At 62.8% G+C, this 13,302-nt stretch carries 11 protein-coding genes; 3 read left to right on the top strand and 8 right to left on the bottom strand.

Annotated elements, in window-relative coordinates; genetic code table 11:
- Positions 1–120 precede the first annotated feature (120 nt).
- The 3 genes from AB5Y82_RS20390 to AB5Y82_RS20380 all read right to left on the bottom strand — a co-directional run bounded on the left by AB5Y82_RS20390 (position 121) and on the right by AB5Y82_RS20380 (position 3,512).
- Positions 121–1,284, bottom strand: a complete 1,164-nt coding sequence (locus tag AB5Y82_RS20390; RefSeq protein ID WP_159143873.1) for a PLP-dependent aspartate aminotransferase family protein — start codon at positions 1,282–1,284, stop codon at positions 121–123.
- 133 nt (positions 1,285–1,417) lie between these two features.
- Positions 1,418–2,461, bottom strand: coding sequence for an isopenicillin N synthase family dioxygenase (locus tag AB5Y82_RS20385; RefSeq protein ID WP_368174446.1), 1,044 nt, complete (start codon positions 2,459–2,461; stop codon positions 1,418–1,420).
- 412 nt (positions 2,462–2,873) lie between these two features.
- A complete protein-coding gene (locus AB5Y82_RS20380; RefSeq protein ID WP_159143871.1) occupies positions 2,874–3,512 on the bottom strand; it encodes an NAD(P)-dependent oxidoreductase in 639 nt (212 codons plus the stop codon).
- Positions 3,513–3,613: 101 nt separating this feature from the next.
- Here AB5Y82_RS20380 and AB5Y82_RS20375 point away from each other — a divergent pair, with 101 nt between their 5' ends.
- On the top strand, positions 3,614–4,504 hold the full coding sequence (locus AB5Y82_RS20375) for a LysR family transcriptional regulator (protein WP_159143870.1): 891 nt from the start codon (positions 3,614–3,616) through the stop codon (positions 4,502–4,504).
- A 124-nt stretch (positions 4,505–4,628) separates the two neighbouring features.
- Here AB5Y82_RS20375 and AB5Y82_RS20370 read toward each other — a convergent pair whose 3' ends face one another.
- From AB5Y82_RS20370 to AB5Y82_RS20355, 4 genes are all read right to left on the bottom strand, one after another.
- On the bottom strand, positions 4,629–5,531 hold the full coding sequence (locus AB5Y82_RS20370) for a LysR family transcriptional regulator (protein ID WP_005352600.1): 903 nt from the start codon (positions 5,529–5,531) through the stop codon (positions 4,629–4,631).
- Between the two features lie 100 nt (positions 5,532–5,631).
- Entirely contained in the window at positions 5,632–6,891 is a 1,260-nt protein-coding gene (locus AB5Y82_RS20365) for a CynX/NimT family MFS transporter (protein ID WP_368174445.1), read from the bottom strand.
- A complete protein-coding gene (locus tag AB5Y82_RS20360) occupies positions 6,888–7,787 on the bottom strand; it encodes a pirin family protein (protein WP_159143868.1) in 900 nt (299 codons plus the stop codon). The genes AB5Y82_RS20365 and AB5Y82_RS20360 overlap by 4 nt, the downstream gene beginning before the upstream one ends.
- Positions 7,788–7,846: 59 nt before the next feature.
- Positions 7,847–8,584, bottom strand: coding sequence for an isochorismatase family protein (locus tag AB5Y82_RS20355; RefSeq protein ID WP_159143867.1), 738 nt, complete (start codon positions 8,582–8,584; stop codon positions 7,847–7,849).
- A 192-nt stretch (positions 8,585–8,776) separates the two neighbouring features.
- Between AB5Y82_RS20355 and AB5Y82_RS20350 the strand changes: the two genes are divergently transcribed.
- Entirely contained in the window at positions 8,777–9,712 is a 936-nt protein-coding gene (locus AB5Y82_RS20350; RefSeq protein WP_159143866.1) for a LysR substrate-binding domain-containing protein, read from the top strand.
- A gap of 5 nt (positions 9,713–9,717) precedes the next feature.
- On the opposite strand, the gene AB5Y82_RS20345 is transcribed toward AB5Y82_RS20350, so the two are convergent.
- The gene (locus tag AB5Y82_RS20345; RefSeq protein WP_159143865.1) at positions 9,718–10,626 is read right to left on the bottom strand and encodes a LysR substrate-binding domain-containing protein; all 909 of its coding nucleotides are present in this window, start codon (positions 10,624–10,626) and stop codon (positions 9,718–9,720) included.
- A 276-nt stretch (positions 10,627–10,902) separates the two neighbouring features.
- Between AB5Y82_RS20345 and metE the strand changes: the two genes are divergently transcribed.
- On the top strand, positions 10,903–13,167 hold the full coding sequence (gene metE / locus AB5Y82_RS20340; protein WP_159143864.1) for a 5-methyltetrahydropteroyltriglutamate--homocysteine S-methyltransferase: 2,265 nt from the start codon (positions 10,903–10,905) through the stop codon (positions 13,165–13,167).
- Positions 13,168–13,302 lie beyond the last annotated feature (135 nt).

The following is a 13,302-nucleotide window of genomic DNA, read 5'->3' as shown; positions in this document are numbered from 1 at the left end:
GGAGGAGTAAATCCCCCATTTTCCACATCGCGACAAACAACAACGGCCCTTGATGGGCCGTTGTTGTGTTTGAGGCATATCACTCGCCGCTGTTTTGTCGGCGAGTAAAAGCGCGCCCGGTTAGATCTGCGCCAGCGCGGCGGCCAGATCGGCGATCAGGTCGTCCGCATCTTCCACCCCGATGCTGAAGCGGATGAGGTCGTCGTTGACTCCGGCAGCGAGGCGGCTCGCCTCGTCCATGGCGGCGTGGGTGGTACTGGCCGGATGGCAAGCGAGACTCTCGAGATCCCCCAGACTCACCGCCTGCACGAACAGTTGCAGGTTATCGAGCAGGGCGGCGCAGCGCTCAAACCCGCCTTCCAGCTCAATACTCACCATGCCGCCAAAGCCGCTGGCGAAGGCGCCGAGGGCATCGTGGCCCGGATGGTTGGCAAGGCCCGGGTAGATCACCTTCTTCACCGCCGGATGTGCCGCCAGAAACTCGGCCACTTTCTGGGCATTGTGCAGGTGGGCATCCATCCGCAGCGGCAGGGTCTTGACCCCGCGTTGCAGCAGGTAGGCCTCCTGCGGGCCGATGGGGGAGCCGATATGCTTGAGGGCCACGGTGCGGATCGACTTCATCAGGGCGTGAGAGCCCGCCACCACCCCGGCGATGATGTCGCCGTGGCCGCCCAGATATTTGGTGCCGCTGTGCATCACTACATCGACCCCGAGCTCCAGCGGACGCAGCAGGTAGGGGGTGAGGAAGGTGTTGTCACATACCGTAATGGCGCCCACCTTGCGGGCCGCTTCCACCACCAGCCGCGGATCCACCACCTTGAGGGTGGGGTTGGTCAGGGTTTCGAACAGTACCACCTTGGTAGCAGGGCGGATGTTGGCCAGCAGATCCCGATCGCTCTCGTAGGCGGTGACCTTGATGCCGGCGCGGCTGAAGGTCTGCTTGAGGAAGGCATCGGTGCCGCCGTAGAGCGGGCCGATATAGGCCACCTCATCGCCGCTGTCGGCCAGGGCATACATGATGGCGCTCACCGCCGCCATGCCGCTCGCCACCACCAGCGCTTCGTCGGCCCCTTCCAGCGCCGCCAGTTTCTGCTCCAGCTCGGCGGTGGTGGGGTTGCCAAAGCGACTGTAGATAAAGCCGGGGGCTTGACCTGCAAAGCGCTCCTTGCCCGCCTGGGCGTTGAAGTAGCTGAAGGTACTGCTCTGGTAGAGCGGGGTGGTGAGGGCGCCGGTCTGGGGGTCGATCCGCTGGCCGCTGTGTACGCTCATGGTCTTGAATTTCATCGTGTTGCTCCGTGATGACCAGGCTCTGGCCATGACTTGTTTTGTTGTTCGTTGCTTGTTGTTTTTGTCAGCGCGGGTATGTGCATGCGGCTTGTGACTTATGCATATACCCGCCTAGGGATCTTTACGCTGCTTAGGCCGTTATCGCTTCGCTTTCAGTGCGTGGGAGGCGAGTGGATTCCACCGGCCCATAGTGCCGCGCCGCCACATCCTGGTGGGAGCGCAGCCGCCCTTTCAGCACGTTCTCCCCCACCTGATTAAAGAGCGGGTTGGTCGGGTCACTCTCCGGCCCTTGCGCCTGTGCTGCCAGCTCGGGGGAGAGGCTGAGCAGTGGCACGGTGGCATCGAGCCGCGCCGCCATAAAGAAGGCGCAGGAGAGGCGCGATACGCCGGGCGGCGTGCTCACCACCCGATGCAGGGTCGCCTTGAGATAACCGTTGGAGGCCAGCTCCAGCAGCTCGCCGATATTGACCACCAGCGCTCCCGGCAGGGGCGGTGCGGAGATCCAGCCGTCGGCCGTCTTGACCTCAAGCCCAGAGTGATTGTCTTGCATCACCAGCGTCAGGTAGCCGGGATCCTTGTGGGCGCCGACCCCTTGACTGCTGCCACCCGCCTCTTGTCCCGGGTAGTGAATCAGCTTCATGTGTTGGTAGGGGGCGCCGCGAATACTGTCGTCAAACACGTTGGCCGGTTGCTCCAGCACCTCGGCGAAGGCAGTGAGCAGGGTGAGGGTGATATTGCTCAGCCGCTCCTGCCACGCCAGCAGATGGGCTTTCATCTCTGGCAAGGCGGCCGGCCATTGGTTGGGGCCGATCAGCCGCTGCCAGGGTTCACGGATCAGGGCCGCAGGCAGGGCTTGCGCCTCATTCATGATATCGAACTGCTCCCGCAGATCCGGCCGCGCTCGGGTCAGCTCGGCACCGACCCGGTTGTAGCCGCGAAAGTGGGGGCTGTTGACCATCTGCACTGCCAACTTCTCCTGCTCCGGCAGAGTAAAGAAGCGCTCTGCCAGCGCCAGGGTCTCTAGCATCTCAACCTTGCTCAAGCCGTGGCCGACCAGATAGAAAAAGCCCACATCGCGGGCGGCCGCGGCCAGCCTGGCCAGCATAGAGCGACGCACCTCGGGTGCCCCGTTGAGGGCAGCCAGATCGATGATCGGCAGTGGTGAATGTTCCATGTGCACCTCCTCACTCTTTCGTTATCTCTGGCGCCATCTCTTCTGCTGCCTCTGGTGCGGGCAGGTCTGATGAGCGGCAAACGGGATGGCGCCATCTGGGATAAAGGGGATGCTACTGTTCGGTGTTATAAGACGGAAACAACAAATTATTCTTAGTTATACACAAAATTCGAAATGGAATTCGGCAACTGATGGGCTGAAGGTTTTTTGCGCAGCCATTGTGGGGTAAAGGGGCAATGATGAGGGGGAGAGTGATAACCAGAGGCAAGCTGCCAGTGGCAAAAATGACCAAAACAGAAAATGGCCAAAACAGAAGGGAGACGGATGCCTCCCTTCTGGTTGAGCGGGTGTTCACCTGACCGGAAGCGTAGGTGAGTGACCGCGCATTCTGGCCTTAACCGATTGCTGGCTCTCAGTAACCCAGGGTAAAGCGCTGGCGCTGGTGAGCCGGTTTTTCCACCTCGTTCAGCACACCGTCAGCCAGATCACCGGCGGTGATCCCGGCAGGCTGTTCGCCGCTGAACAGCACCTGATCGCCACCAATCCGATAGCCACCGCGCTTCTCGCCCGGTTCGAGGAACACCGGGGGAGAGACAAAGCGCCAGTCGAGGGTGGTTTCACGACGCAGGGCGGTGAGACCGTCGCGGGCCGCCAGCGCCCCCTGTTTCCACTCGGCCGGAAACTCAGGGGTATCCACCAGTTGCACGCCGGGGGCAACCTCCAGACTGCCGGCGCCACCTACTATCAGCAGCCAGCTGTTGGCCGCTTTGGCTGCTGCGACGATCGCGTTGGCGCCCTTGAGGTACTGGTCGTAGATATCCGGTGTGCTCCAGCCCGGGTTGTAGGCGCTGATCACCCGATCGTGCCCCTTGAGCACCTCGGCCAATGCCTGCGGGTTTTGGGCATCCACCGCCACGGCGGTGACCTGCGGATGGGCGGCCACCTTGCTGACATCGCGGACGATGGCGGTGACGTGATGGCCGCGGCTGATGGCCTCGTTCAGGATGGCTGAACCGACAAAACCGCTGGCACCGATCAGGGCAATCTTCATGGGGAACTCTCCTTCACTGTTGGAATGGGGCTATCCTACGCCGCCATTTATGATTTAATAATCACCTCAAAAATGCATTCACTTATAAGCTGGATTTAATAATGGAACAGCTCAGACGTTACGCCATCTTCGCCGCCGTGGTGGAAGCGGGCAGCATGACAGGGGCGGCCAAATCCCTTGGCATGACCCCCTCCGCCGTCAGTCAGCATATCAGTCAGCTGGAGAGCCTGCTCGGACTGCCCCTGCTCCATCGCTCCACCCGTCGTCTCAGTCTGACCGAGGCGGGAGAGGTGGTGTGGCAAGGGTGTCGGGCGTTGCAGCAGACTCTGAGCGAGACCGAGCTGCGCCTCTCGGAGGTGCGCGACGCCCTGCTCGGGGAAGTGCGGATCACCGCCCCGGTGGGGATGGCGGGCCAGCCGCTGGCGCTGGCCCTCTCTCCGCTGCTGCAGGCCCACCCCGGCCTCACCATCCAGATCATCGCCGACGACGAGAAGCGGGATCTGATTGCCGAGCGGATCGATGTGGCACTGCGGGTCGGCACCTTGCCCGACTCGACCCTGGTGGCCCGCAAACTGGGGCAGACCCGGATGCTGCTCTGCGCCGCCCCCGCCTATCTGGCGCGCAAGGGAGCGCCGCGCACGCCCGCCGATCTGGCCACCCACGACTGGCTTTGCGGCGACATGCTGGGCAACGGTTTGCTGCTGCAGGATGAGAAGGGGGGCGAGCACAGGGTGAGGTTCAAGGCCAAGGTGCTCTGCAATAACGTGTTGCCCTTGCGCCAGTTTGCGCTGGCGGGGCAGGGGATCTCGCTGCAACCGGAGGGGGAGATTGGCGAGGATCTGGCGCAGGGGCGTCTGCTCGAACTGTTGCCCGGTTTTCGGGTGCAGCCGATGGAGATCCACGCCATCACGCCGCAGCGGGAGATCCCGGAGAAGGTGCGGCGGGTGGTGGAGGCGCTGCGCAGCTATTTCGGCACGACGATGTCGTCATGAGCTGCGCCTTAATGGTTGAGAAAAGGCCCCCGATTATCCTGAAGGGGGATTATCCATAAGGCGGTTTGTCGAGAAGAGCGATAGCCCGGATGAGGAGAAGGGCATGCTTGACTGTTAAGCATAATTAAAACGAACTGACGGCCCGCACCTGATCTTTGAGCCAATTAAGCCCGGTATCCTGACCGGAGCTCTTGTGCCAACTCATGTAGACGGGGCAATCCTCCGAGAGCCAGGGGAGGGGATAGCTGGCCAGATCCAGCGCCTGCCCCAGCTTCTCCATGTGCCACTGGCTGGCGACGCAGAGCCAGTCGGTACGACTCACCAGATGAAGAGCGGTGAGCAGGGAGTCGCTCTCGTAGGCAATCTGGCGCGGCGGCAGCGGCGCCTTGGTCAGGGTGTTGAGCAGCAAGCTGTCGAGCCGCCTGGTTTGCAATACCACGTGCTTTTCGTTGAAGAAGGTGGCCATGTCGGGGGCCTGGCGGATCCTGGGGTGATCCTTGCGGCAGGCGATGCGCAGGGCCTGGGACATGATCTGCTCGTTTTCGATCCCCTGCTCCGCCATCGGCTTGGTGGCCAGCACCAGATCCACGCTGTGCAGATAGAGGCTGTTCTGGCGCAGGGCTTCGTCCTGCACCTGGGTGTTCCACTCCAGCTGACAGTTGGGGGCTTGGGTCTGCAGCAGGTTGTTGAGCTCCGGCAGGAAGAAGATATCGATATCGGGCACCCCCGCGATGCGAAAGGTGCGCCGACTGGTCTGGGGATCAAAGAGATCGGTGCGCTGCAGGCTGCGCTCCATGTCGTGCAGCGGCACCATGATCTCGTGGTGCAGACTGAGCGCTCGCGCCGTGGGGGTGATGCCGCGTCCTTGGCGGACAAACAGCGGCTCGCCCACCAGGGTGGTCAGGCGGCTGATGGCCTGGCTGATGGCCGAGGGGGTCATCTCCATCATCTCGGCGGCCGTGGTGACACCACCATAGCGGATCACCGCATCGAGGACGCGAAAGAGATTGAGATCGACTTGAGACATGGTGGCTACCGTTAAGCAAAATTAAACAGTTAACATACTGAACAGCCTCTTGTCCGGCCAGCATTCCCTGCGAGAACTGTGATGTTTCCCTCTCTATTCGTCATCTTCCATCTTGCCGCGAATGCGATCGAGCCTGTTTTGCAGCCATGCTTGAGCCCGGCAGGTGGCCCGCGGCATAGAGTAGCGCGACCAGCAGCAAGCCGCCCAGAAAGAGCCAGCGAGCATTTCCCCAATAGCCGTTGTCTGTCATCAGGGCGGCCAGCAGCAAGGGCCCCAGCAGCTGACCGAGGTTGGCGAGCTGGACAAAAAATCCTTGCACGATGGCCAGTTGCACCGGCCCCTGACTCACTCCCTGCGCAGACGAGAGGATCGCCGGCGGCGCCATGCCACCCGAAAGGGAGAGGACGAGGCACAATCCATAGGCCCACCACGGCGACAGGCCGGGCCAGAAGGCGAGCATGCCGCACAGCGCCATCAGGCCCAGTGCCCAGCTGATGAGCCGATCTCGTGCCACGCCCCGGCGCAGCAGCCATGCCCCCATCAGGTTGCCGGGAATATTGGCGACCACCGCCAGCGCTGAAAGCAGGGCGATCTGGCTTTGGCCAATCCCGGGGCTGCCTTGCAACATGGTTGGCAGCCAGACAAAGAGCGCCCAGAGCATCAGGCTGTAGAGCGTGAACGCCAACCCGTAGCGCCAGAGTGCCTTCTGCCGGAGCACCGTGAGTTGGCGCAGCGGGTGGCCCGAGTTGATCGAGTTTTGGGGTGCCCAGACCCGCAGTTTATCTGCCGAACGACTGGCGAGCAGAAGCAGCAGGGCAGAGAGTTGCGGGAACATCAGGATCAGCCAGGCCAGTCGCCAGCCACCTTGCGCCGTGAGCCAGGGGGTGAGCAGCATACCCGCCGCCGCCCCGAGGGGCAGGTTGACTGCCCACAGGCTTATGGCCAGCCGTTTATCCTCCTCCCGGGTCACCGCCACGATAAAGGCGGACATGGCCACCGAGACCAGCAAAAAGCCAATCCCCTCGACAATGCGCGACAGCAGCATCATGGCCAGCCCGGTGGCGGGCAGCGCCAACGCACCGCCTGTGACGATAACCAAAAGCCCGACAACCCCGGTTTGCCGCCCACTCCAGCGGGTTAGCAACAGGCCGAGAAAGAGGCTGAATAGGATCGCCAGCGTATTGAAAGCTGAGGCGAGATAGCTGGCTTCGACCAGTGTCAGCCCCAGCTCGCTGCGCAGTATGCCGAGTACGGCGGGCACTTTGCCAAGGCAGAGGGCGCCGCTGGCACCGGCAAAAATGGCGAGGAAGACCAGAGGCCAGCGCGTGCTTTGTGGCTGGTGGCCAGCGAGCGTGCTCATGGCCGATATTGGCCGTTGCGCAGCCACTCATCGTTGAGCTGACCAAATTCGCCGCGCTGATAGGCATGCAGCCGATCTGCAATGGCGTCGTGGCTATTCATGACGAAGGGACCATGTTTGACCAGGGGTTCATTGAGCGCCTGGCCTGAGAGCAGCACGAAGTGGCAGGGCTCTGTGGCCTCAAGTTGCAGTGCCACCGCCTCGCCGCCATCGGCAGAGAGGCTGACACCCATCCCGTGACCTGCCGGGATGAGGTGCCGCTCACCCTCCGCCTGCAGGGTCAGCGATCCGGTCAGGGGATAGATCATGGCATTCCAGCCTGCCGCCAGCAGATGGGTGAAGCGGCTGCCGGGCGCGCAATGCCCATCGAGCAGGGTAAAGGGTTGGGGCAGTTCTACTGAGTGTGGTGCCGTTATCCCGTTGCTGTGGCCTGCGACCACCCGTACTCGCACCCCTTCGCCATGAAACTCGGGGATGGTGGCTGCGGCTGCGTGGACGGCAAAAGGCGACGCCATCTTCTGACGGGCAGGCAGGTTGACGAAGATTTGCAGGGCGTGGACATAGGGCGATGCCCCCTCCGGCTGCTCGGTATGCACGGCCCCGCGCCCGGCCGCCAGCCAGTGGAGCGCGCCCGGTTCGATGGGGCCCTGATTGCCGAGGGAGTCGTAGTTGACGTGGGGGCTCGTCGAATCCTCGAACAGATAGGTGACGGCAGAGATCCCGGCGTGGGGATGGGGCTCGAAGGTGGGGGCGGTCATCTGGAAGTGATCCACCATCACCACGGGGTCTATCAGACCGTTGAAAAAGTGTTCGCCAAAATGGCTGGCTGCAAAGCCGCTGCCAATGTGCAGCGGTTGGCCCTTGACGGGGGCGGAGAGAGTCAGACGTCTGGTCATCGATATAACCTCTTGAAGACAAAAGAAGCCTTCGGTCATCTGACCGAAGGCGGGGCGAGTTACGACTTCTTGGCACCCTCTTGCATCTGCCACACCAGGGTGGCGAAAGGCATGTCGAGGGCGCTGTAGACATCGTGCGCCTTGGGGTCGACGTTGCTGCGCAGCATCTCGACCGCGGCGGAGGCGTAGTCGGTGACCGGGATACCGGCCCCCAGCAAGCGTTGCAGCCCAGTGGTACGCTTGGCTTCGTTGAAGGTGCCGGAGGCATCGAGCACCACCCGGGCATCATAGCCGACAGCCTTGGCAGAGAGAGCCGGGAAGCTGGCGCAGATCTCGAGGGATACCCCGGCGATGATCAGCTGTTTGCGGCCGGTCTTCTCAATGGCGGCGCGCACGGCAGGATCGTCCCAGGCGTTGATGACGGTGCGGTTGATCACCTTCACATCCGACAGGGCACTGGTCAGTTCAGGCATGGTGGGGCCCCACATCCCATCGGGCATGGTGGCGGTCACGATCACCGGTACGCCGAGGGCGCGGGCGGCGTTGGCCAGCGACACCACGTTGTGCTTGAGCTCGCCCACCGTGGTGTCGCGCACGCCGCTCAGCAAGCCGACCTGATGGTCGACCAGCAGCAGTACCGCATTGTCTCGGGAGAGCATCTCCAGATAGCGGTTCGGTGATACGGTCGGATGGCTGGCAGCCTCGGCGGCCATTGCCGGTGTCGCTGTGGTGGCCAGCGTGGCGGTCAGGGTCGCCAGACCGAGCAGGGTGGCAGAGCAGATTTGTCGCAGTTTCATGGTGAACTCCTTGTGATATCGGAACAGTCAAACGGCCCTTGCTGGTGGGGCGGATTGCCCGCGCAGCAACCGTCTGATGGGGACAGGGCCATTATGATGGCTGCAAAAATGGCGACAATCTGGTGAAATAGGTTCTTATCGTTCCATCAATGGAACGATGTGAATGCACCTCACCCTGACCAAGGCTGCCCGATGACACCACTGGAACTTGATTTGAATGATCTCTATCTCTTCACCCATGTGGTGCAACGGCAGGGATTCACTGCCGCCGCGCGGGCGCTTGGCGTGCCCAAGTCGCGGATCTCGCGCCGGATCCGGTTGCTGGAGGAGCGGCTGGATACCCGGCTGCTGCAACGTACCTCGCGCCAACTCAGCCTGACCGATGCCGGTGAGGTGCTCTATCGCCACTGTCAGGCGATGCTGGCCGAGGCGCAGGCCGGAGAGGCGGCTGTGCGGCAACGGCAGCAGGAGCCGAGCGGTCTGGTGCGGATCAGCGTGCCCATTACCATTGCCGATGCGCTGCTTGCCCGCTTGCTGCCCGCGTTTATGGCCCAATACCCCAAGGTGAGGCTCGCCGTGCAAGCCAGCAATCGGCAGGTGGATCTGCTGGAGGAGGGGCTGGATGTGGTGATCCGCGGGGTGGCCTTCGAGCAGCCCCCCTCCAGTCTGGTGCAGGTGCCGCTCTGCACGGTGCAGTGGGGCGTGCTGGCGACCCCGGCGTGGCTCTCGCGCCACAATGCGCTGGCGCATCCACGCCAGCTGGAAGGAGAGGATGCCCTGCTCTTCGGCTCGCTGGAGCGTCAGGCTGATCTGCTGCGGCTGCGGCACGACAGTGGGGAGAGTGAGGAGGTGGCGGTCAATGTGCTGTTGCGCAGCGACAATGTGCAAACCCTCAAACAGGCGGCGCTGGCGGGGCTCGGGATGGTGGGCTTGCCACTTTACGCCTGCGTGGGTGAGTTGGCGGATGGGCGGCTGCAACAACTGTTGCCCGAGTGGCGTCCCAAAGATGGCAAGCTGGTGATGCTCTACCCAGCGCGGCGCGGCCTGTCGCCGGCGGTCAGAGCCCTCATCGATTTTATCAAGGCAAAGTTGCCTGCACTGCTGGCAGAGGTCGGCCAGCCTCGCTGAGGGAGCTATCCCTCCATCTTGGTGCGAATGCGCTCGAACAGGCTCTGCAGGCAGGCTTGATCCCGATCGGCGGCCCGCACCGCGCCGTACATATGGCGACGAATACCGCTGCCGAGGGGGCGGGCGCAGAGCATTCCCTGTCTGACAAACTCGTCGCTGGCCCAGCGCGGCAGGGCAGCGACCCCGAGGCCAGCTGCGGCCATTTGCAGCATCACCGAGGTGTTGTCCACCGGCTTGCAGCGGGCGGGCTCCACCCCGGCGGGTTGCAAAAAGCGGCTGAAGATATCCATGCGGCTGCGCTCCACCGGATAGACCAGCAGCACCTCCGGCCCCAGATCGCCTGGCTCGATGTGGCTCTGGTGGCAGAGTGGATGATCCGGCGCCATCACCAGAGTCAGATCAAAGGCAAACAGCGGCTCAAAGTGGAGATCGCCGCGGGCCTGCACGTCCGAGGTGAGCAGCAGATCGAGCTGGCCACCGAGCAGGGCATTGATGGCATCAAAGCCCGGCACTGACTCCACCTCCAGATCCACCCCAGGCCACTGGCGGCGAAAATCTGGCAATAGCGGCAGCAGCCACTGGATGCAGCTGTGGCAATCGAGCGCCAGATGCAGCCTGCCCGCATCGCCGCTCTGCAGGGCCTGCAACTGTTTCTCGGTCTGGGCCAGAGCGGGCAACACCTGACGGGCGAGGGCGAGCAGCTGGCTGCCGGCGGCGGTCAGCACCAGCGGACGGCTTTTGCGCAGGTAGAGCTCCAGATTGAGGCGGGTCTCCAGCTCTTTGAGCTGGTGGGAGAGGGCGGACTGGGTGAGGTTGAGGGTCAGCGCCGCACCGGCCAGCGAGCCCTGCTCGGCCAGCGCGGTCAATGTTTTCAAGTGTTTGATCTCTATCCCTGCATTGCTTGGCACTGCCATAAGATGGCTCCTTGTGAGATTGCGTCTGGCGCTGAGGTTACGGTCGGCGGTGGCTTGCTGCGCTTCTTGACTCCGGCACCTCTTGCACCTGTAAACATCGGCCTCTGTATCCTCGCGGTGAACCTGACTGGCGGTCAGTTGAGGATTATTTGAGAGCCACTTGAAGAGGATTCAATAGCCAGCGTCACCTTATCTTGTCATTTTGGATGTGTAAACATCTGGATGGCTAAATCATCCAGTTTCCCATCAGATGAATGAGCATAAGGAAATGAACCTATGACACGAGCACACACCCTGGGCTTCCCCCGTATCGGTGCCAAGCGCGAGTTGAAATTTGCCCTCGAATCCTACTGGCGTGGCGAGACCACTCAGGCCGAACTCGTTGCCGTGGGCAAGACGCTGCGTGAGCGCCATTGGCAGGCCCAGCACGGCGCCGGGGTCAATCTGCTGCCGGTGGGCGACTTTGCCTGGTACGATCAGGTGCTCGGTACTAGCCTGCTGGTGGATGCAGTGCCTGCCCGCCACCGTCATGGCGAGACCGATCTCGACACCCTGTTCCGGGTGGCCCGCGGCCGTGCGCCGACCGGCCCGGCGGCGGCCGCCGCCGAGATGACCAAATGGTTCAACACCAACTATCACTATCTGGTGCCGGAGTTCAGCCGTGATCAGCGCTTCAAGCTGGGCTGGAGCCAGCTGTTTGACGAGGTGGAAGAGGCCAAGGCGCTGGGGCTGCCGGTCAAGGCGGTGCTGCTGGGACCGGTCTCCTACCTCTGGCTCGGCAAGGAGAAAGAGAGCGGCTTCTCTCGCCTTGAACTGCTCGATCGCCTGCTGATTGTCTATCAGGAGATTCTTGCCAAGTTGGCCGCCCAAGGAGTGGAGTGGGTGCAGATCGACGAACCGGCGCTGACGCTGGACTTGCCAGACGAGTGGCGGCTGGCCTACCTCAACGCTTACGAGCGCCTCGCGGGCCCCTGCAAGCTGCTGCTCACCACCTATTTTGGTTCGGTGGCCCATCAGCGCGACATCATCACCAGCCTCAAGGTAGATGGCCTGCATCTGGATCTGGTGGCCGCCCCCGAGCAGCTGGAGACCCTGGTCCCGCACTTGCCGGCCCAGTGGGTCCTCTCGGCCGGGGTGATCAACGGCCGTAACGTCTGGCGTGCCAATCTGGCCAAGCTGGCGCCGACCCTGAAGGCACTGAAAGCCAAACTCGGCGAGCGGCTCTGGGTGGCCTCATCCTGCTCATTGCTGCACAGCCCGGTGGATTTGACCCTGGAGCAGGAGCTGGATCCCCAGACCCGCAGCTGGTTCGCCTTCGCCTTGCAAAAATGTTTCGAGCTGGGACTGCTCAGAGAGTATCTGGATGGGGGCGAGCTCGACAAAGTCACCGCCTACAGCCAGCCCATCGTGGATCGGGAGTCCGACAGCCGGGTGCACAAAAAAGCGGTGCAGTCACGGCTCGCCAGCCTCACCAACAGCGATTTTGATCGCCACAGCCCCTATCCGGTCAGGGCCGAGCTGCAGCGCTCGGATCTCAAGCTGCCGCTGCTGCCCACCACCACCATCGGCTCCTTCCCGCAGACCTCGCAGATCCGGGTGTTGCGGCAGGATTGGCGCGCCGGTCGCATCGATGACAGCGCCTACGAGGCGGGCATTCAGGCCGAGATCCGCGATGCCATAGCGCGTCAGGAGGCCATCGGGTTGGACGTGCTGGTTCATGGTGAGGCCGAGCGCAATGACATGGTGGAGTATTTCGGTGAACTGCTGGATGGCTTTGCCATCACCCGCTTCGGTTGGGTACAGAGCTATGGCTCCCGCTGCGTCAAGCCGCCGGTGATCACCCGTGACATCGACCGCCCGACCCCCATGACCCTGGCGTGGACAAAGTTTGCCCAGAGCCTGACCGACAAGCCGGTGAAGGGGATGTTGACTGGCCCTGTGACCATCCTCTGCTGGTCCTTCCCGCGGGAAGACGTGAGCCGCGAGCAATCGGCCCTGCAAATCGGGCTGGCCATTCGCGACGAGGTGGCTGACTTGGAAACCGCCGGCATCAAGATCATCCAGATCGACGAACCGGCGATCCGCGAAGGTTTGCCCCTGCGCAAGCAGGATCATCAGGCCTATCTCGACTGGGCGGTGCGAGCCTTCCGTCTGAGCGCAAGCCCGGTGGCGGACAGCACCCAGATCCACACTCACATGTGTTACAGCGACTTCAACCTCATCATCGAGGCGGTGGCGGCGCTGGATGCGGATGTGATCACCATCGAGACCAGCCGCAGCCAGATGCAGCTGCTCGAAGCGTTCGAACGCTTCAACTACCCCAACGAGATTGGCCCGGGCGTCTACGACATCCACTCGCCGAACGTGCCGAGCCAGAGCTGGATTGAGGGGTTGCTGCGCAAAGCCGCCAAGCAGATCCCGGCCGAGCGGCTCTGGGTCAACCCGGATTGCGGCCTCAAGACCCGCGGCTGGGAAGAGACAGAGGCCGCCCTCAAGGTGATGGTCGATGCCACCAAGGCGCTGCGGGCCGAGCTGGCGTAACCGGCAAGCCGTGACAGCCATCGGTAAGGTGGCGTGTTGACAAACGAACGAGAGAGGGGAAGCCACTGCTTCCCCTCTCTTTTTGCAGGTCACTTTTTCCACTGGATCCTGAACCTTACCGCGGCCCGCTTTGCA

It is taken from the genome of Aeromonas sp. s13, from assembly GCF_040907905.1.
In the GTDB taxonomy this organism is placed as follows: Bacteria; Pseudomonadota; Gammaproteobacteria; order Enterobacterales; family Aeromonadaceae; genus Aeromonas; species Aeromonas veronii.
Note: the sequence above shows the minus strand (reverse complement) of the source record. Positions and strands in the feature narration are given on the sequence as shown.

Coding starts and splice junctions, on each gene's coding strand:
- AB5Y82_RS20355 (WP_159143867.1), bottom strand. CDS start 8,584: ATGAAACTGCGACAAATCTGCTCTGCCACCCTGCTCGGTCTGGCGACC.
- AB5Y82_RS20365 (WP_368174445.1), bottom strand. CDS start 6,891: ATGAGCACGCTCGCTGGCCACCAGCCACAAAGCACGCGCTGGCCTCTG.
- AB5Y82_RS20345 (WP_159143865.1), bottom strand. CDS start 10,626: ATGGCAGTGCCAAGCAATGCAGGGATAGAGATCAAACACTTGAAAACA.
- AB5Y82_RS20370 (WP_005352600.1), bottom strand. CDS start 5,531: ATGTCTCAAGTCGATCTCAATCTCTTTCGCGTCCTCGATGCGGTGATC.
- AB5Y82_RS20385 (WP_368174446.1), bottom strand. CDS start 2,461: ATGGAACATTCACCACTGCCGATCATCGATCTGGCTGCCCTCAACGGG.
- AB5Y82_RS20360 (WP_159143868.1), bottom strand. CDS start 7,787: ATGACCAGACGTCTGACTCTCTCCGCCCCCGTCAAGGGCCAACCGCTG.
- AB5Y82_RS20390 (WP_159143873.1), bottom strand. CDS start 1,284: ATGAAATTCAAGACCATGAGCGTACACAGCGGCCAGCGGATCGACCCC.
- AB5Y82_RS20380 (WP_159143871.1), bottom strand. CDS start 3,512: ATGAAGATTGCCCTGATCGGTGCCAGCGGTTTTGTCGGTTCAGCCATC.
- AB5Y82_RS20350 (WP_159143866.1), top strand. CDS start 8,777: ATGACACCACTGGAACTTGATTTGAATGATCTCTATCTCTTCACCCAT.
- metE (WP_159143864.1), top strand. CDS start 10,903: ATGACACGAGCACACACCCTGGGCTTCCCCCGTATCGGTGCCAAGCGC.
- AB5Y82_RS20375 (WP_159143870.1), top strand. CDS start 3,614: ATGGAACAGCTCAGACGTTACGCCATCTTCGCCGCCGTGGTGGAAGCG.